Raw genomic sequence first — 19100 nt, 5'->3', positions numbered from 1 at the left:
GGCACACAGCTTTGACGCAAGGTCTTCCACGAAGCAGGAGTTAGGTGAGCAGCATGTTGCGCGGGTCCAGCGACTCAGGAGAGTCCGGAATCCAGGCTGGGCCGGATCGCGGGGAGAGCCCAGGCGAACTTCCTCCACTCGCACCGGACTTTCGAGAACTGCCGGACCACGAGCAGCGCAGGGTCCTGTTCGACCTGGTACGCGCGCATGTCGCCGGGGCACTGCGGTCCGAGTCACCGCGCACCCTCGACGCCGAGAGCTCCTTCCTCGACCTGGGGCTGGACTCGCTCGCGGCGGTCAATCTGCACCGCGGACTGGTGGCGGCCACCGGGCTCACGCTCGAGGTGTCGCTCGTCTACGACTACCCGACGCCCAGCGAACTGGTGGACCACCTCCACCGGCAGATCTTCCCCGTGGCCACGGACGACACCGCCCCCGCGCGTGCCGTCGTGGGCTCGGACGACCCCATCGCGATCGTCGGGATGAGCTGCCGCTTCCCCGGAGGCGTGGGCAGCCCCGAGGACCTGTGGAAGGTCGTCGTCGAGGGTGTCGACGCCATCACCCCGTTCCCCACCGACCGGGGCTGGGACCTGGAGGCGCTCTACAGCCCGGACCCGGACCAGCCCGGCACCAGCTACGCGACCGAGGGCGGGTTCATCCACGACGCGCCCGAGTTCGACGCGGAGTTCTTCGGCATATCGCCGCGTGAGGCGCTCGCCATGGACCCGCAGCAGCGGCTGCTGCTGGAGACCAGTTGGGAGGTCTTCGAGCGGGCCGGTATCGACGTGACCAAGCTGCGGGGGAGCAGGACCGGCGTCTTCACCGGCGCGGAGCACCACGACTACGGGCCCCACCTGCAAAGCACCAAGAGCGGCCTCGAAGGCTACGCGCTGACCGGGATCGCGGGCAGCCTCGCCGCCGGACGTATCTCCTACACCTTCGGCTTCGAGGGCCCGGCGTGGACCGTGGACACCTCGTGCTCCTCGTCGCTGGTCTCCCTGCACCAGGCGGCGCACTCGCTGCGCCAGGGCGAATGCGATCTGGCGCTCGCCACCGGTGTCGCCACCATGCCGACCCCGGGTGACTTCATCCTCTTCAGCCGCCAGCGCGGGCTCTCCTCCAATGGGCGCTGCAAGGCGTTCGGCGCAGAGGCCGACGGCACCTCGTGGGCCGAGGGCGTCGGCGTCCTCCTGGTGGAGCGGCTCTCCGACGCCCGCCGCAACGGCCACGAGGTGCTGGCGATCGTGCGCGGCTCCGCCGTCAACCAGGACGGCGCCAGCCACGGTCTGACGGCCCCCAACGGGAGCTCCCAGCGGCGTGTCATCCGGCAGGCGCTGGCCAACGCCGAGCTGACCGCGGACCAGGTCGACGTGATCGAGGCGCACGGCACCGGAACCTCGCTCGGCGACCCCATCGAGGCCCAGGCGCTGATCGCCACCTACGGCGGGAGCCGGCCGGAGGGACAGCCGGTGTGGCTGGGGTCCCTCAAGTCGAACATCGGCCACACCCAGGCGGCGGCAGGTGTGGGTGGCGTCATCAAGATGGTGATGGCCATGCGCCACGGCATCCTGCCCAAGACGCTGCACGTGGAGGTGCCGACCCCGCACGTGGACTGGTCGTCGGGCGGCGTGGCGCTGCTCGCCGAGCAGCGCGCCTGGCCGGAGACCGGACGGCCACGCCGTGCCGGTATCTCCTCGTTCGGCATGAGCGGCACCAACGCACACGCCATCATCGAGCAGGCACCGCCGCAGGAGCCCACCCTGACGGCGGACGACGCCGAGGACCCGGAGACCGCCTCCCAGCCCATCTCGTGGCTGGTGTCCGCCAGGAGCGAGGAGGCGCTGCGGGCACAGGCCGCAAGGCTGCGCGAACACGTGGTGCGCGACTCCTCGCTGCGGCCGGTCGACGTCGGCTGGTCGTCCGCCATGACACGTGCCGCGCTCGAACATCGGGCCGTGGTGGTGGCCGCCGACCGCGACGGGCTGCTCCGGGGACTCGCGGGCATCGCCGAGGACACCGACGCACCGGGCGTGGTGACGGGCAGGTCCACCGCGCAGCGGATGGCGTTCCTGTTCACGGGACAGGGCGCCCAGCGGCCGGGCATGGGCCGCGAGCTCTACGAGACCTACCCGCTGTTCGCCGACGTCTTCGACGAGGCGTGTGACTATCTGGACGTGCGTCTCGGCACCTCCGTGCTCGACGTGGTCTTCGGCCCCGAGGACGGCGACGCGGCCGCGGCCGGTGACGAACTCGACCAGACGATGTTCACCCAGGCCGGGCTGTTCGCCTTCGAGGTGGCCCTGTTCCGCCTGCTGGAGTCCTGGGGCGTGCGCCCCGACTTCCTGATGGGGCACTCGGTGGGCGAGATCGCCGCCGCGCACGTTGCCGGGGTGCTGTCCCTGGAGGACGCGTCCGCCCTGGTGGCGGCCCGCGGGCGGCTGATGCAGGAGCTGCCCGAGGGCGGCGCGATGGTGGCCGTCCAGGCGTCGGAGGAGGAGGTGGCCGGAAGCCTGACGGGCCGCGAGGACCAGGTCTCGCTCGCGGCGCTCAACGGCCCCACCTCGGTGGTGCTCTCCGGCGACGAGGACGCGGTCCTCGAACTCGCCGGCCACTGGGAGGCCCAGGGCCGCAAGACCAAGCGGCTGCGGGTGAGCCATGCGTTCCACTCCCCCCGGATGGACGCCATGCTGGAGGAGTTCGGCCAGCTCGCCGCCTGCCTGGCGTACTCGGCCCCGGCGATCCCGGTCATCTCCAACGTCACCGGCGATGTCGCGGGCGCCGAACTGGCCACCCCCGAGTACTGGGTCCGCCATGTGCGCGAGGCGGTCCGCTTCGACGACGGCATGCGCCGCCTCGCCGACCAGGGCGTGACGACCTGCGTGGAGCTCGGCCCCGACGCCGTGCTGACCGCGATGGGCCAGGACTGCCTGGACGCCGTCGGCGCCGACGCGGCCTTCGTGCCCCTGGCCCGCTCCGGCCGTGCCGAGGCCAAGACACTGGCGGAGGCGGTCGCCACCCTGTACGCGAACGGCGTCGGTGTGGACTGGGACGCGGTGTACTCCGGGCGCGGCGCCCGCCGGGTCGCCCTGCCGACCTACGCCTTCCAGCACAAGCGGTACTGGCTGGAGTCGGGCGGCGCCGTGACCGGCGACGCCCGGAGCGTGGGGCTCGGCAGGGTGGACCACCCGCTGCTCGGCGGGGTCACCGAACTGGCCGAGGGCGACCGCACCGTGCTGACCGGGCGCCTGTCGTTGCAGACCCACCCGTGGCTCGCCGACCACGCCGTGGCCGGCGGAGTGCTCTTCCCCGGCACCGGTTTCGTCGAACTGGGCCTGCTCGCCGGCGCCGAGACCGGTGCCGGACGGCTCGGTGAACTCACCCTCGAAACCCCGCTCCTGCTGCCGGAGCAGGGTGGCGTCCGCGTCCAGCTCGTGGTCGGTCCCGTCGACGAGTCCGGGGTACGGCCCCTCGGCGTGTACTCGCGCTCCGACAGCGACGAGCCGGGCGAGGAGTGGGTGCGCCACGCCCAGGGCGTCCTCGAGGCCGACAGCGGCGCCGCGGTCACCGACAGCCTGCTGCAATGGCCCGTCCCGGGCGCCGAGCAAGTGCCCATGGAGGGCTTCTACGAGGGCCTCGCCCAGGTCGGCTACGGATATGGTCCGGTCTTCCAGGGGCTGGAGTCGGTCTGGCGGCTGGATGGCGACGTCTACGCCGAGGTGGCGCTGCCGGACTCGGCCGCCCAGGAAGCCGGACGGTTCGGCCTGCACCCCGCCCTGCTCGACGCCGCTCTGCACGCCATGGAGATGGGCGACTTCGGCGGCGAGAGCGGACGGGTGACGCTGCCGTTCTCCTTCACCGGGGTGACCCGGCACGCGGTGGGCGCCGCACGGGTGCGGGTGCGGCTGCGCCCGCAGGGCAAGGACACGGTCGCGCTGCTGGTGACCGACGCCACGGGTGCGCCCGTCGCCTCGGTGGAGTCGCTGGTGGTGCGCGAGGTGGCGGCCGAGCGGTTCGCGTCCGGGCCGCGCGCCACCGGCAGCGACGGAACGCTGTTCCGGGCCAACTGGGACGAGTTCGCCGCCGCGCGGGACGGCGAGCGGACCGTGGACGGCGCGTCCACGGCGGTGATCGGCGCCGACCGGGCGCGGGTGGCCGAGCTGCTCACCGCCTCCGCCGTCGAGTACGCCGAGTACACCGGGGTGGACGCGCTCGTCGCCGCCGTCGACGAGGGTGCCGCGGTGCCGGATGTGGTCTGGGCCTGGTGCGGCGGCGAGCCCGCCGGGCCGGACGCCGGGAACCTCGCCGACGCCGCTCGGAAGGCGACCCACCGGGCGCTGGCCCTGGTGCAGTCCTGGCTGGCGGAGGACCGGTTCGACGGGTCCCGGCTGGTCGTGGTGACCAGCGACGCGGTCGCGACGGGCCCGGGTGAGGGCGTCGCCGGACTGTCCAACGCCGCGGTCTGGGGACTGCTGCGTTCGGCGGCCACGGAGAACCCGGGCCGGATCCAGCTGGTGGACATCGACCGCCACGCCGAGTCGGCCACCGCGGCCGCCGGCGTGGTGACGGCCGCGATCGCGGCGGGCGAGCGCGAGGTGGCGCTCCGCGTGGGCCGGGGGCTGATTCCCCGGCTCGCCAGGAACGCCGCCGGGCGGGTGCTCGAGGCTCCCGCCGGCACATCGGCGTGGAAGCTCGGCACCACGGGCGGTGGCACCCTGGACAGCCTCTCGCTGCTGCCCGATCCGGCCGCGGAGGAGCCGCTGGCACCCGGATACGTGCGGATCGCGGTGCGCGCCGCCGGTCTGAACTTCCGTGACGCGCTGATCGCCATCGGCATGTACCCCGACGACCACGCCACGATGGGTGGCGAGGGCGCCGGTGTGGTCCTGGAGGTCGGCCCGGGAGTCACCGACCTGGCACCCGGTGACCGGATCATGGGCATGATCGACGCATCGTTCGGGCCGGTCGCGGTCACCGACCGGCGGCGGATCGTCCCCATGCCGAGCGGCTGGACGTTCGCGCAGGCGGCGTCGGTGCCGCTGGTCTTCCTGACGGCCTACATCGGCCTGGTGGAACTCGGCGAGCTCCAGGAGGGCGAGACCATCCTGGTGCATGCCGCCACCGGTGGTGTGGGCATGGCGGCCGTGCAACTCGCACGCCACCTCGGTGCCGAGGTGTACGCCACGGCCAGCCCCGGCAAGTGGGACACCCTGCGGGCGATGGGATTCGACGAGAAGCACATCGCCTCGACGCGTGACCTGGAGTTCGAGCGGCGCTTCACGGAGGCCACCGACGGCCGGGGCATGGACGTGGTGCTGGACTCGCTCGCCCGCGAGTTCGTCGACGCCTCCCTGCGGCTGCTGCCCAGGGGCGGGCGGTTCCTGGAGATGGGCAAGATCGACCTGCGGGACCCCGAGGTCGTCGCGCAGGACCACCCCGGGGTGAAGTACACGGCGTTCGACCTGGACGTGGCCGACTACGACTGGGTCCAGCGGATGCTGGCCGACTTGGTCGACCTCTTCGACCGTGGCGCACTGCACCCCCTCCCGGTGACGGCGTGGGACGTGCGCCGGGCACCGGACGCGGTGCGGTACATCAGCCAGGCCCGGCACATCGGCAAGAACGTGTTCACCATGCCCAGCGCCCTGAACCCCGAGGGTTCGGTGCTGGTGACCGGTGGCACCGGCGGCCTGGGCAGCGAGGTGGCGCGCCACCTGGTGGCCGAGCGCGGAGTGCGCAACCTGGTCCTGGTCTCCCGGCGCGGGCCGGACGCGGAGGGCGCCGCCGACCTCAAGGCCGAACTGACCGAGGCGGGCGCGTCGGTGACGGTGGCGGCCTGCGATGTGGCCGACCGCGCCTCGCTGGAGCGGGTGCTGTCCGACGTGCCCGCCGACCACCCGCTGACCGCGGTCGTGCACGCGGCGGGCGTACTCGACGACGGTGTCATCGACACTCTGTCGCCGAAGCGGATCGACGCGGTCTTCGAGCCGAAGGTCGACGCGGCGTGGAACCTGCACGAGCTGACCCGCCATCTGGACCTGGCGGAGTTCGTGATGTTCTCGTCCGTCGCCGGTGTGTTCGGCAGCCCGGGACAGGGCAACTACGCCGCGGCCAACTCGTTCCTGGACGCGCTCGCCGCACATCGGCGCGCGCTCGGTTTCCCCGCCGTATCGCTGGCCTGGGGACCGTGGGAGCAGGCCGGCGGCATGACCGGCACGCTCAGCCAGGCGGACATGGTGCGCATGGCGCGCGAGGGCATGGCGGCCCTGTCCATGGCGGACGGTCTGCGTCTGCTGGACGCCGGCCGGACCAGTGAGGACGCCCTGCTCGTGCCGATGCGGCTGGAGACCTCGGCGCTCAGCGGCCAGACCGATATCCCCACCCTGCTGCGGGGCGCGGTCCGGGTGCGGAGCAGGGCGGCGGCCGACGGGAAGGCGACCGCTGCCGAGTCGGCCAAGGAGCAGCTGGCCGGTCTCTCCGGAGCCGAACTCGACCATGCGCTGCTCGCCCTGGTGTGTGGCAGCGCGGCGATGGTGCTGGGCCACAGCAGCGCCCAGTCCATCAAGCCCGACCGCTCCTTCCAGAGCCTCGGCTTCGACTCACTGGCGGGTGTGGAGTTCCGTAACCGGCTGAACTCGGCCACCGGGCTCCGCCTTCCCTCCACGCTGATCTTCGACAACCCCACGCCCGCCGCGCTCGCCGAGTATCTGCGCGGCCGGGTGGCCACGGACAGCCCGGCCGAACCGGACGTCGATCCCGAAGAGGCCAGGATCCGCGCCCTCCTGGCGTCGATTCCGCTGGCGCGCCTGCGCCGTGCCGGTCTGCTGGACACGCTCACCGAACTGGCCGGCGGCAAGGACCAGGCCGAGACAGACACCGAGGAGAAGGAGACGGACTCCATCGACGCGATGGACGACGACGCCCTGATCGACATGATGCTCGAGGATCTCGGCAACTGACGAAGGCCGAGTCCCTCCGGAGATCTCCGGGGGGACTCGCACTCCCGGGCCATGTCTCGAAGGGCCCCGGCGGCGCGGGTGTTTCTCACCCCAAGAGGCTTCAAGAAGAAGAAAGGCACAGTGAAACCCGATGACCGCAAAGGTCTTTGCGACGGAAGCGGTGTATGCGCTTCCCGAGTTCGAGCAGAGGGCCCTGGCCATAGCCGAAGCGCTCCGCGAGCGCGGCGTCGGCGACGGCACCCGGGTCATGCTGAAGGCGGGCAATTCCGCCGGCTACGTCGGGGCCCTCCTCGCCCTGATGCACACCGGTGCGTCGATCGTCATGGTCGACCACCAGGAGCGGGCGGAGGCGACACAGCGCATCTGTGACCGGGCCGGCGTCAAGATCTGTGTGGTCGACGACGACACCCCGATGCCCGAGAGCGGCCCGGCCCGCGTCACCATCTACGAGCTGCTCGTGGCCTCCACGGAGCAGACCCCCGCCGAGCAGCGGCTGTCCCTCGACACCTGGCGCGAGCTGCCCGACGGCCTGATCATGTGGTCCTCCGGGTCCACCGGGGAGCCCAAGGGCGTCGTCAAGACCGGGGCGAAGTTCCTGAAGAACCTGGAGCGCAACGCCCAGCAGGTGGGCCACCGCCCCGATGACGTCCTGCTGCCGCTGCTGCCCTTCTCCCACCAGTACGGGCTGTCCATGGTGCTCATCGCCTGGCTGGTCAAGTGCTCGCTGGTCATCGCGCCCTACCGGCGGCTGGACCGGGCGATGACCATGGCGGGCACCTGCGGGGCCACGGTGGTCGACGCCACCCCGGCCAGCTACCGCAGCATGCTCAACATGATCGGCCGCAAGCCCGCCCTGGCGGACGAGCTGTCCGACGTCCGGATGTTCTGCAGCGGGGCGGCCCCGCTGGACCCCGGCCTGGTCGGCGACTACGTCAAGCGGTTCGGACTGCCCCTGCTGGACAGCTACGGCAGCACCGAGGCCGGGAACGTGGCCTTCGCGACCGAGGACAACGTGGTCGCCTGCGGACGGGCCGTCGAGGGCCTGAAGCTGCGGATCGTCGACGACGAGGGCGCCGTGCTCACCTCCGGCGAAGTCGGGGAGATCCAGGTCCACTCGCCCGACCTGATGGAGGGCTATCTGGCGGAGGACGGCACGGTCGCCCCCGTCGACCCCACCAAGACCGACTGGTACCCCACCGGCGACTTCGGCTATCTGGACGGCGGGGACAACCTCTTCGTCCTCGGCAGGAAGGCCGCGGTGCACCGCAACGGCCACACGCTCTACCCCGAGATCATCGAGCACAAGCTGGCCGCGGGCGGCTGCCTCGTCAAGGTCGTCCCCGTCCCCGACGAACAGCGCGGCTGCCAGCTCCTCTTCTTCGTCGAGGACGAGCAGCAGCGCGAGCCGCGGTACTGGCGGGAGCCGATCACCTCCCTGCTGCCCGACTTCGAGCACCCCAACCGCATTCACGTCCTGGAGCGATTCCCCCTGAACCGCAACGGCAAGCCCGACAAACGACAGCTCGAGCAACTGGCCCTCGACCTGGCGCCGGGAGCGAAGGCATGACAGAGCAGCAGAGCACCGAGCCACAGGCCACCGAGCCACAGGCCACCGAGCCGCAGGCGACAGAGTCGCAGACCGGCCGTACGGCGATGGTCTTCCCCGGGATGGGACCCTTCCGCTTCACCGACGTGGGCGAGTTCCTGCTGACCAACCCCCATGCCCGGCGCCGGCTCGCGATCGCCGACGAGGTCGTGGGGTACTCCGTGTTCGACCGGTACCGCCAGTCGGACGCCGACGAGGAGGCGCAGTACGCCGCGCACACCCAGATCGCCTTCCTGACCGTGTGTCTCTCCCTCGCCGACTGGGCGGAGGAGACGCTGGGGGAGCGGCCCGAGCTGTGCGCCGGACCGAGCTTCGGCCAGCGGGCCGCGGTGACCTACGCGGGGTCGCTGCCGTTCGAGGAGACCGTGCGGCTCACCGCCGAGCTGGCGCGCTGCGAGGAGGAGTACTTCCGGCAGGAGCACCGTGAGGCGGTCACGCACTGCGTGATCCACACCCCCGAGGAGCGGCTCAAGGAGGCGCTGGCCGAACTGGACGCCGAGGGGGAGTGGCACGACGTCTCCGGCTACATCGACCAGGGCTTCTACCTCGTGTCCCTGCGCGAGCCCGTGCTCGACCGGTTCAAGAAGCGGATCGGCGAGCTCGGCGGCTACAACATGTACACCATGTGGCCGCCCGTGCACGCCCCGGCGTTCGGCGCCCTGCGCCGCAAGGCGGAGGAGGAGGTCCTCGGCACCTTCGAGGTGGCCGACCCCAAGCTGCCGGTCGTCGCCGACCAGAACGGCGCGCTGCTGACCGAGGCGGACGGTGTGCGCACCATGCTGCTCGACACCTTCGACCGCCCGATCCGCTGGCCGGACATGGTGGACACGATGCGGGAGCACGGCATCACCAAGGTCTGCATCGCGGGTCCGGACAACCTCTTCGGCCGGGTGAACCGCACCGTGGACAACTTCGAGGTCGTGGCCATCGACGCCCGCAAGGCGATGCGCCCGCGGGTCCGGCAGCGGAGTGCCCGCCGGGCGAGGCGGTGATGAGGGCGCTGCCCCCGGGCAGCGCCCCCGTGTAATTGACTGATCGATCTCAAAAGGGTTAGCGTGCCGGTATGGCACGGAGGAAGGAATTCGATCCGGAGGTCGCGCTGGACGCCGCGATGCGGCTGTTCTGGCGCAAGGGCTACGAGGGGACGTCCACCAGCGACCTGGTGGACGAGCTGGGCATCGCACGGGCAAGTCTGTACGGGACCTTCGGTTCCAAACGCGGACTGTACCTGGCCGCGCTCGACCGCTTCCTCTCCGGCGGCGCGGGGCCGAGCCCGGCCGACATCCTGGCGTCGCGAACATCGGCCCTGGACGCCGTCCGGGATCTCCTGGAGACCAGCGCGGCGGCCCCGAAACCGGACACACCCCAGGGCTGCTTCGCGGTCAACGCCACGGTGGAACACGGCGATTCGGACCCCGAGATCGCGCGGCGCCTGGAGGGCAACCGAAGCCGCCTCGAGACCGCGCTCTACGGCGCGCTGCTGAGGGCCCACGCGGAGGGCGAGCTGGCCCCCGGCGTGGACCCGAGGTCCGCGGCCACCATGCTGGCCTCGCTCAACAGCGGTCTGAAGGTGCTGTCGTGCGCGGGCGTGGACCAGCGTGACCGCATCACCACCTCCGTCGACGCCGTCATGGCGATGCTGACCCCACCGGCGGCCGCCGTCACCGACTGACGGCGGCAGTCCACGGCCGCGCGAGCGCGGAAGACACCTGTGGTCGCCGGTGGCTCATGCCTGCGTTCATTCGAGACCACTCAGTCCCGAAATCGAAGAAACACCCGAAACCCCGAGATCGATCATGGAGAAGCAATGATTTCCGACCATCGTGGAGCACCTCTCCGCACCGGCCGCGCCGCCGTCAACGGGACGAAGCTGCATTACCGAACGGCCGGCTCCGGCCCGGTGGTGGTACTGCTGCACGGCGTGCCCAAGACCGGCTATCACTGGCGGCACCTGGTCCCGAAGCTGACGGCACGGCACACCGTCGTCGTACCGGACCTCCGTGGTCTGGGCGACTCCGCCCATCCCGCGGACGGCTTCGACTGCGCCACGATGAGCGAGGACATCGCCGCGCTGATGGCCCATCTCGGGCACGACACCTACACCGTGATGGGCGAGGACTGGGGAGCGGTGGTCGGCTATCAGCTCGCCGCCCGGCACCGAGATCACGTCGAGGCGCTGGTGTTCGCCGAGGCGCTGCTGCCCGGGTTCGGCTTCGAGGACCACACCGCCCTGACCCATGAGAACGTCTCGGGCGGGATGTTCCTGTGGCATCTGGGCTTCTACTTCCAGCCGGACGTACCCGAGATGCTGATCGCCGGGCATGAGTGCGAGCTCATCACGTACATGCTGAAGGAGGAGCGCAGCCACCCCGACACCGCCACCGCGGACGCGATCGAGGAATATGTGCGCTGCTACTCCATGCCCGGCGGTATCCGCTCGATGCTGGCGATCTATCGGGCGATGCTCGTCGACGCCGGGCAGAACCGGGAGGCGGCGCGGACGAAGCTGGACATCCCGGTGCTGGCGCTCGGCGGCGACGCGTTCATCGGCGACCGGAACGAGGCCCAGATGCGGCTGCTCGCCCACGATGTCACCGGCCATGTCTTCGAGGCCGGACACGACCTCGCCGAGGAGGTGCCGGGCGAGGTGGCCGATGTACTGCTGACGTTCCTGAACGACCGGCTCACCTGATCCGAGTCGGCTCCCCGTATCCGTGCTCTCTTGTGGTGACTGGAGAACTGTAGGAGAGTGATTTCATGGGGACCAAGCAGTACACGGGCTCGCCCGAGGACGCCGATCTGATGCGCGCGGACTCGCTGGCGCGGGAGATCTTCGCGGATGTCGCCAACAAGTGGGCGTTCCTGATCATCGAGTTCCTCGGTGAACGCACCCTGCGCTTCAGCGAGTTGCGGAACGAGGTCGAGGGCATCAGCCACAAGATGCTCACCCAGAACCTGCGCATGCTGGAGCGCAACGGCCTGGTCGAGCGGAAGGTGCATCCCATCGTGCCGCCACGGGTCGAGTACACCCTCACCGAGGCGGGCCGGGCCCTGCGGGCGACGGTCGATGGAATGTGCGGCTGGACGCATACGTACCTCGGTCATATCGAGGAATCCCGCCGCCGCTTCGACGCCTGAACGAGCGGAACGCTCACCCGAGCCGCGCGGTGGCCTCACAAGAGGTGGGGCCACCGCGCGGCCACGCTCAGTCCAGGACCGCGGTGGCCTCGATCTCGACCAGATGCTCGGGCACGTCCAGCGCCGCGACGCCCAGCAGCGTGCCCGGCGGGACCGGGGTGACCCCCAGCTTCGCGGCCGCCCGCGCGGCCCCCTCCAGGAACTGGGGCATCTTGTCGGGGGTCCAGTCGACGACGTAGACGGTCAGCTTCGCCACATCGTCGAAGGAGCCACCGACCTCGGCCAGGGCGGTGGCGATGTTGAGGTAGCACCGCTCGACCTGAGCGGCGAGATCGCCTTCGCCGACCGTGACCCCATCGGCGTCCCAGGCCACCTGCCCGGCGATGTGGATCAGCCTTGACCCGGTCGCGATCGACACCTGTCGGTACGCGTCGATCTCCGGCAATCCGCTGGGGTTTACCAGGGTGATGGCCATACTGCCTGCCCTCTCGTCATGGGAGCCCACGGGCTCGCTCGCTGCCACGGAATCCAAGAGCCCGTGCTCTCTCGTGGTTACCCGGAAACCGTAAGAGAGCGGCCTCTGACATGGAAGAACGCACTTTTCGGTGACTGGGGAACCTTTTGGTGACCGGCGGGGTGAAGCGGCTTGCGCGCCAGTTGCGCGGGCGTTCGGCCTTCCGGGGTTGTCATGTACGGGCTACAGTGCGAGGCAAGCATGGGAGCGCTCCCAAGCTCAGGCGCTCCCCATCCTCCCGACCAGCCGAAGGATCTCCCATGACCCCCACACCACACCGCGCCCTGGCCGTCGCCGCGGTGGCCGTGGCGGTGGCGCTGACCGCCCCGGCCGCGCCACGGGCCTCGGCGCGACCGGCGGCCTGCGCCGCCAACGGCTTCTGCGAGGACTTCGAGTCCCAGACCGGGACCACCCCCGCGGGCCGCTGGACCACGGCCGTGGCCAACTGCTCGGGCACCGGCACCGCCACCGTGGACACCACGATGGCGCACGGCGGCACCAAGTCGGTCCGGATCAACGGCAAGGCGGGGTACTGCAACCACGCCTTCGCCGGCACCTCGCTGTCCGGGCTGCCGTCCGGCGGCGACCTCTACGCCCGCTTCTGGGTCCGCCACACCACCGCGCTGCCCGCCCAGCACGTCACGTTCGCCGCCCTGCGCGACACCAACGACAACGGCAAGGACCTGCGCATGGGCGGGCAGAACAAGGCGCTCCAGTGGAACCGCGAGTCGGACGACGCCACCCTCCCCGCCCAGAGCCCGGCGGGCGTCGCGCTCAGCACCCCGCTGCCCGTCAACACCTGGACCTGTCTGGAGTTCCGGCTCGACCGCGCCGCGGGCCGCCTGGACACCTGGGTGAACGGCGGGCTCGTCACCGGCCTGGTGGTCGACGGCACCCCGACCCAGGACGTCGACCAGCAGTGGCTGAACCGGGGCGGGTGGCGGCCCGCCCCGGCCGATCTGCGGCTGGGCTGGGAGAGCTACGGCGAGGGCGACGACACCCTCTGGTACGACGACGTGGCCGTCGGCACCTCCCGTATCGGCTGCTGAAGAGCCGTCAGGAAAACCGTGTTCAGGGGTTCAGGGGGAACGTGACCGACCGGGACTTCTTCCACTCCTCGTGCTCCAGGTCCTTGGCCTCGGTGCCGTCCCCGTACAGGTCGGCCGAGCCCCCGTCGGTGATGACCTGGGCGCGGGCGCCGGGCGCCGCGAGGTCGGGCACGTCCACCACGATCTCCCAGCCGCCCGGGTCGGCCGTCGGCAGGTCGAGCCGCTTGACCGGCTGGTGTCCGGCGACGCCGTCCCAGGAGTAGAGCGCGTACGGGGCGCTGTTGTCCTCGGCCGCCCAGGAACCGGCCACGATCAGGTACTGGCCCTTGTCGTTGCGGCGGATGTCGCGGACGCTCAGGCCCCCGAGGTCGAGGGTGATCGGATCGCCGAAGGTGGCGTGGGTGTCCTTGTCGCCCACGGACCGGGCCAGCTCGTCGGCGTTGGTGACCGGGACCAGCAGCGCCTTGCCGCCGTCGGCGGGCGGCACCAGCGGCGCCCGGAAGCCGATGTACGCGGTGGATCCCGAGCCGGGTGCGAACTCCAGGCCCTCGACGTTGAATCCGTCGATCCGCTTGGGCACCTGGCCGTCCGCGGTGCCCTTGGCGAAGCCGAGCCGGTCGCCGTTGGCCTTGTCCCAGTCCACCAGGTCGTCGCGCAGGCCCTGGTACGAGCCGCCGACTTGGAGGTCGGTGTCGGCGCCCGAACCGGAGACGGTGGTGGTGAAGAGGGTGAAGCGGTCCTCCTTCGGCTCACCGTCCTTGTTGTTGCCCAGTGAGCCGGTCCAGTAGACGGTGTCGCCGACGCGGGCCGCGCCCTCGATGTCGATCTCCTTGTCGACGTCCAGGTCGGAGCTGACGTCCCAGGTGCGCACCGGCGCGCCGGACGCGTCGCGCCGGTACAGGCGCAGGACGTTGGACTCGTCGTCGGCGACGACCATATAGCCGCCGCCGACGTCCACGGCGGCGGAGGAGTCGCTGGAGCCGGTCAGGTAGCGGGTGTCGGCGGCGTTCCGCACGGCGCCGGAGGCCGCGTAGCGCAGGGTGGTGGTGGCGCTCTTGCCACCGAGGCCGGTCACCTCGAGGGTGAGGTCGGTGTAGCCCTTGCCGCGTGCCCGTACGGCCACCTCGCGGGTGGCGCCGGTGCCGGTCACCGTGACGTCCCCGGCCCGGGCGACCGAACCGTGGGTGGTGGCGGTGGCGGACACGGTGAGCGCGCCCGTGTCGGCGCCGCTCTGGGCGATCTTCACGGTCACCGTCGGGTCGCCGGTGGCGCCGACGGCGCCGGACAGGTACGAGGTGGCGAGCTTGATGGTCGGCGTGCCGTAGCCCGTGCTCCCGGCCATCGCGGAGCCCGGGAGCGCGGACAGCGTCACGGCACCGGCCACGAGCGCCAGCGCGGCGGCGGGGAGGACCCGGCGGGTACGGCGCGGGGGAGCGGCATGGGACGGGACCGGGACCATCGTGAGCACCCTTCGTCGGCTGCGGGTCCGGTCGGCGGACCGGCACACCGCCCTGACGATGGATCACCTACATGGCGTGCGCATGAACGATCATCGAACATGCACCCCTCATGACCCATGAACCGTTCCCGGCCCGTGGACTCCCGGCTCCGTGGACTCCCGCGACCCCCGCCCACGGGCCCGCCGCCGTCAGCAGACGCCGTCGCCCGGCTTCGGGTTCCCGAGCCCGAAGAACGGCCGCAGCTTCAGCCCGGCCCAGGTGCCGAGGAGGGCGAAGGCGCCCCAGACCCAGCCGTGCAGGCTGCCGGAGGCGATGCCCGCGAGATAGGCGCCGATGTTGCAGCCGCCCGCCAGCCGGGCGCCGATGCCCATCAGCACCCCGCCGAGCACCGCCGCGGTCGCCGTACGCCACGGCACACCGCGGTGCAGGGTCCAGGTGCCGCCGAGCGCCGCGGCGACCGCCGCGCCGATCATGATGCCGATGTCGGTGAGGCTCGTCTTGTCGGCGAGCACGGGCCCCGCGAGCATCTCCTTGTTCCCGGGCTGCTGCCACCAGCTCCAGCTCTCCGGATGGCCGCCGAGCGCGCGTATCAGCTCCGAGCCCCACAGGCTGAAGGCGCTGGTGACGCCCCACGCGCCACCGGAGACGAGCAGCACACCGGCGCCCAGCACGGCCAGCGCCAGCGCGCCGACCGCCAGCGGCCAGGAGCCGCGCAGCACACGGGCGGCGGCACCGCGGGCGGAGGGCACCGGGCCGATCGGCGGCGGGTTGCGGCGGGCCTGGACGCGCCGGCTGACCAGGACGATGGCGGCGAGCACGAGGATCGTCACCGCCCAGGAGCCGAACCAGCCGATGTGGTCCGCCATGACGACCGGTTCCAGCGAGGGCAGGTCCTTCCACAGGTCGAACTGCCAGGCGGCCAGGGTGGCGCCGCCGATGAAGCCGCCGAGCGTGAGCACGATCGACGTCTGCCCCGAGCCGACCGCGAAGAGGGTTCCGGAGGCGCAGGCGCCACCGAGCTGCATGCCGACGGCGAAGAGGAACGAGCCGATCAGCAGCCCGAGCCCCAGCGGTCCGCCCGAGGGCGCCGGCACGGACCCGAACAGCCCGGTCTTCGTGCCGATGAGCAGGGCGAACAGCGTGGCCGTGGTGCCGAGCAGCAGGGCGTGGGCGCGCAGCCCGGTGCCGTTGCCGACGGCCACCAGCTGCCGCCAGGCGGAGGTGAAGCCGAAGCGGGAGTGGAAGAGGGCGACACCCAGGGCGAGGCCGAGGAGCAGCAGGACGCCGGGCTTGGCCCCGTGGGCGGACCATACGTACGCGGTCAGCGCCACGGCGAGCAGCCCGGACACGGCGAGTGGCACCGGCCGCACCGGCGGCGCGGCGGGCGCCTCCGGCCGCGGCACGGAGGTGGGGGAGGGGGACAGCAGTGCGGCGGTCTTCGCCGCATCGGCGGGCGGGGCGGTGGTCACGTGCGGACTCCGGGGATGGAGGAGAGGGGATGACGCTGGGCGGGAGGGCCCGGCCGGACGGAGTGGCGCCAAGACGGCGGCCGCGGTGGGGGAAACCGGCTGGTTCCGGCTCAGCGGCGACAGAGGCCGTCGTCGACGCACCACGCCGAGCTCGCGAACAGCGCGAGACAGAGCAGACGGGCGGGTGCGGACATGCACTCCAGGATATGGTCCGGGTTTCAAGAATTGGACCCCGGTCTCACCATGCGATCTGTGGAGTCGGCCACAGATGGAGTCGGCCACAGACGCGGACGGCCTCGGGGCAGCCGTCCTCGCCCCGCTCGGCGGAGTCCGCGAGGCCGACGTACATCGAGTGGTGCAGCTCCGCCACATGGTCCCGGAGCAGGGCGGCCGCCGAGGCGGCGTCCCGCTCGGCGAGCGCGGCCCGGATGGCCTTGTGCTGCTCGTTGCTGCCGCGGAGGCAGTCCGGCGGATACGGCAGGAAGTACGCGTACAGCTCTCCGGAGCGGACCATCCCCCGGGCCACCTGTCTCGCCGTCCTGATCATCGGTGGGTTCCACACGCTGTCCTGCTGGGCGCTGGTCCTGGCGGCGGGCACCGATGACGCCCCGGCCGTGGCCGTCCAGACCGTCACCGCGCTGGTCCTGGTCGTCTGCTGTGCGGTCGCCGGACTGGTCCGAGGGGACCGCGGCGCGCGGGAGCGTATGTGAGAAGGGCCCGGTCCGCCCGCCCGGGCAAGGCGCGGGCGGCCGGACCGGACCACGGTACGTACCGTCAGACCGCGGTCCGCTCCACGGGGATCCACAGCTCAGCGTCCGCCCGCGCCCCGTCCTGCGACAGCCGGGTGCGCAGGATCTCCGGCCCCGGCCTGCTCTGGTACGGGTTGGACGGGAACCACTGCGTGAAGACGTCCCGCCACAGGTACTGGAGCGCCTGCGGGAACGGCCCGGAGTTCTCGAAGACGGCCCATGTCCCCGCCGGGACGGCCAGCGTGTCCAGGTCCTCCGGAGCGGCGGCCCCGGTCACCACCCCGTGGTAGTAGTCGAGTTCGGTTCCCTCGGCCCGGCTCGGATCGAGGTCGTCGCTCACCCCGAGGATCCCCTCCGGCTCCTGATCGGACAGAGCGGCGATCCGCCGTATCGTCTCCTGGCCGATCCCCCGGATGAACTCCGCGATCCCCGGATTCACCCCCTCATGGACGAGCGGCACACGGACCTTCTTGCCGACCACCTGGAACCGCTCCTTCTCCACGACCCGGTATCGCATACTGCTGCTCCCTTCGACGATGAGGCGGAAGGACATCCGCGGCTGGGAGCTCAGCGAGGCACCCGCCCGCCGGGCCTCACCCGGGCCCACGCCGTGCATGGCCCGGAACGCCCGCGCGAACGCCTCCCCCGAGCCGTAGCCGTAGCGCACCGCGATCTCCAGGAGCGTCCGCTCCCCGGCGAGCACCTCGGCCCCCGCGAGGGTGAGCCGTCTGCGCCGGATGTACTCCGACAGCGAGATCCCCGCCAGCGCGGAGAACAGCCGCCGGAAGTGGTACTCCGACGTCATCGCGATCCGCGCCAGCTCGGCCACCTCGATCCGCTGATCCAGACGCGAATCGACGTGGTCCAGGGCCTCGTTCAGCCGCTCCAGCACCTCGGTCTCCTTCCTTGACGCTGATCACGTTAGGAAGCCGGCACCCTGCCGGACCCGACATCCTGTGCCCGGTCCGGTCGGGTGTGCCGGTCCGTCACGGGCCCGCCCCGGCCGTCGCTTTGCCCGAGTTCCGGCGGGGTTCATCTGTACGTCCGTTCGGTCACCGTTTCATCACAACGCATACATGGCCCTCCCACTTCGCCGCCGCCGCGCCGCATGATGCACCCCACCATCCACGCATCTGGGAGACACATGGGCACCCGCACCGTCCAAGCCGTGGCAGTCTTCGCCATCACCCTCCTCCTGACCGGCTGTTCCACCGGCGGTGACGCGCGCGACAAGAGCACCCCGAGCGGCACCCCGGCCGCCGCCGAGAAGGCCGAGTTCACCCGGGCCTGTGTCGATGCCATCGCCGACCGGGCCGCCGCCCACAAGGGCGGAGCGGTCCGTTCCCACCCCGTTCCCGCGCCCTGCGCCCGGCTGTCGGACACCGACTATCTGGACGCCTATATGAAAGGTCTCGAGCAGGCGCATCGCGCCGCGAAGAAGACCTCTCAGGGGGAGACGGATAAGGCGGCCGACGGCGGGGGAAGCTGACCCGGGGCCCCTTTCGCCGCCCGGTCCAGATGGTCGGCGCAGGAGACCCGTGCGCTCGACCGGGAGCCGTCCGGGCAGAGGACGTTCTCCCAACTCGTCGTCGAGATATCCGCGTCCCGCAGCCGCGCGCCGCGGAGATCGGAGTCGGACACCGTGGCTCCGGCCAGGTCGGCGCCGCTCAGATCCGCTCCGTTGAGGCCGACATGGGTGAGGGACGCCGCCCGCAGATACACGTCGTCCAGCCGTGCGCCCTCGAAGCTGACATCGGTGAGCAGACCCCTGCCGAGCCTGGCGCCGCTCAGATCGGCGCCGCGCAGATCGACCTGCGAGAGGGTGGCGGAGGTGAGGTCCGCCCGCCGGAGGTCGGCGCCCCGCAGATCGACGTTCTCCAGCGACACGGTGGCCAGCCGCGCCGCGTAGAGATTGCCCCGGCGCAGATTGGCCTCGGACACCAGCCCGGTCAGGGTGGACCGTTCGAGATTGACGCACCGCAGCTTCTTCTGCCACAGGTCGCCACCGGCCACGGCGCGGCCGGAGAGATCCTTGCCCGTACGGCCGGAACAGCTCCGGCCGTGGTCGTCGCCCTCCCCACACCCGGCGAGCAGGGCCGAGGACAGGGCGGTCACGATGAGGCAGGAGAGCGAGCGGGGCCACCGCGTGGTCATGGGCC

The 19100-nt window shown here is 71.5% G+C and carries 14 protein-coding genes; 8 read left to right on the top strand and 6 right to left on the bottom strand.

The genetic code is table 11. The features are described 5' to 3' along the window. The first annotated feature begins 44 nt into the window (after window positions 1-44). From ACMTAK_RS06115 to ACMTAK_RS06090, 6 genes are all read left to right on the top strand, one after another. The gene (locus ACMTAK_RS06115; RefSeq protein WP_413805211.1) at window positions 45-6956 is read left to right on the top strand and encodes an SDR family NAD(P)-dependent oxidoreductase; all 6912 of its coding nucleotides are present in this window, start codon (window positions 45-47) and stop codon (window positions 6954-6956) included. Window positions 6957-7086: 130 nt separating this feature from the next. Next, complete coding sequence (locus ACMTAK_RS06110) at window positions 7087-8523, top strand: class I adenylate-forming enzyme family protein (protein ID WP_413805210.1); 1437 nt, start codon at window positions 7087-7089, stop codon at window positions 8521-8523. Then, window positions 8520-9554, top strand: coding sequence for an ACP S-malonyltransferase (locus ACMTAK_RS06105; RefSeq protein ID WP_413805209.1), 1035 nt, complete (start codon window positions 8520-8522; stop codon window positions 9552-9554). The genes ACMTAK_RS06110 and ACMTAK_RS06105 overlap by 4 nt, the downstream gene beginning before the upstream one ends. A 71-nt stretch (window positions 9555-9625) precedes the next feature. After that, window positions 9626-10234, top strand: a complete 609-nt coding sequence (locus ACMTAK_RS06100; RefSeq protein WP_413805208.1) for a TetR/AcrR family transcriptional regulator — start codon at window positions 9626-9628, stop codon at window positions 10232-10234. Between the two features lie 135 nt (window positions 10235-10369). Continuing rightward, the gene (locus ACMTAK_RS06095; protein ID WP_413805207.1) at window positions 10370-11254 is read left to right on the top strand and encodes an alpha/beta fold hydrolase; all 885 of its coding nucleotides are present in this window, start codon (window positions 10370-10372) and stop codon (window positions 11252-11254) included. 65 nt (window positions 11255-11319) lie between these two features. Next, window positions 11320-11700 carry a winged helix-turn-helix transcriptional regulator gene (locus tag ACMTAK_RS06090; protein WP_413805206.1) on the top strand — a complete coding sequence of 127 codons (381 nt, stop codon included), beginning with the start codon at window positions 11320-11322 and terminating at the stop codon, window positions 11698-11700. A gap of 67 nt (window positions 11701-11767) precedes the next feature. On the opposite strand, the gene ACMTAK_RS06085 is transcribed toward ACMTAK_RS06090, so the two are convergent. After that, window positions 11768-12175 (bottom strand): RidA family protein, encoded by a 408-nt coding sequence (locus ACMTAK_RS06085; RefSeq protein ID WP_020865950.1) that lies wholly within the window; start codon window positions 12173-12175, stop codon window positions 11768-11770. A 299-nt stretch (window positions 12176-12474) separates the two neighbouring features. Here ACMTAK_RS06085 and ACMTAK_RS06080 point away from each other — a divergent pair, with 299 nt between their 5' ends. Next, window positions 12475-13263 (top strand): hydrolase, encoded by a 789-nt coding sequence (locus ACMTAK_RS06080; RefSeq protein WP_413805205.1) that lies wholly within the window; start codon window positions 12475-12477, stop codon window positions 13261-13263. A gap of 22 nt (window positions 13264-13285) precedes the next feature. Here ACMTAK_RS06080 and ACMTAK_RS06075 read toward each other — a convergent pair whose 3' ends face one another. From ACMTAK_RS06075 to ACMTAK_RS06060, 4 genes are all read right to left on the bottom strand, one after another. Next, window positions 13286-14722, bottom strand: coding sequence for a DUF3616 domain-containing protein (locus tag ACMTAK_RS06075; protein WP_413805204.1), 1437 nt, complete (start codon window positions 14720-14722; stop codon window positions 13286-13288). A gap of 189 nt (window positions 14723-14911) precedes the next feature. Next, window positions 14912-16192 carry a YeeE/YedE family protein gene (locus ACMTAK_RS06070; RefSeq protein WP_413805203.1) on the bottom strand — a complete coding sequence of 427 codons (1281 nt, stop codon included), beginning with the start codon at window positions 16190-16192 and terminating at the stop codon, window positions 14912-14914. 238 nt (window positions 16193-16430) lie between these two features. Continuing rightward, complete coding sequence (locus tag ACMTAK_RS06065) at window positions 16431-16826, bottom strand: FCD domain-containing protein (protein ID WP_413805202.1); 396 nt, start codon at window positions 16824-16826, stop codon at window positions 16431-16433. 140 nt (window positions 16827-16966) lie between these two features. Continuing rightward, complete coding sequence (locus tag ACMTAK_RS06060) at window positions 16967-17833, bottom strand: AraC family transcriptional regulator (protein ID WP_413805201.1); 867 nt, start codon at window positions 17831-17833, stop codon at window positions 16967-16969. A gap of 276 nt (window positions 17834-18109) precedes the next feature. Here ACMTAK_RS06060 and ACMTAK_RS06055 point away from each other — a divergent pair, with 276 nt between their 5' ends. Further along, entirely contained in the window at window positions 18110-18430 is a 321-nt protein-coding gene (locus ACMTAK_RS06055) for a hypothetical protein (RefSeq protein WP_413805200.1), read from the top strand. On the opposite strand, the gene ACMTAK_RS06050 is transcribed toward ACMTAK_RS06055, so the two are convergent. Next, complete coding sequence (locus tag ACMTAK_RS06050) at window positions 18388-19095, bottom strand: pentapeptide repeat-containing protein (RefSeq protein ID WP_413805199.1); 708 nt, start codon at window positions 19093-19095, stop codon at window positions 18388-18390. The genes ACMTAK_RS06055 and ACMTAK_RS06050 overlap by 43 nt on opposite strands. Window positions 19096-19100: the final 5 nt, after the last annotated feature.

Source organism: Streptomyces lacaronensis, from assembly GCF_047337785.1.
In the GTDB taxonomy this organism is placed as follows: domain Bacteria; phylum Actinomycetota; class Actinomycetes; order Streptomycetales; family Streptomycetaceae; genus Streptomyces; species Streptomyces lycopersici.
The sequence above is the reverse complement of the archived record's forward strand: the minus strand, read 5'-3'. Positions and strand labels throughout refer to the sequence as shown.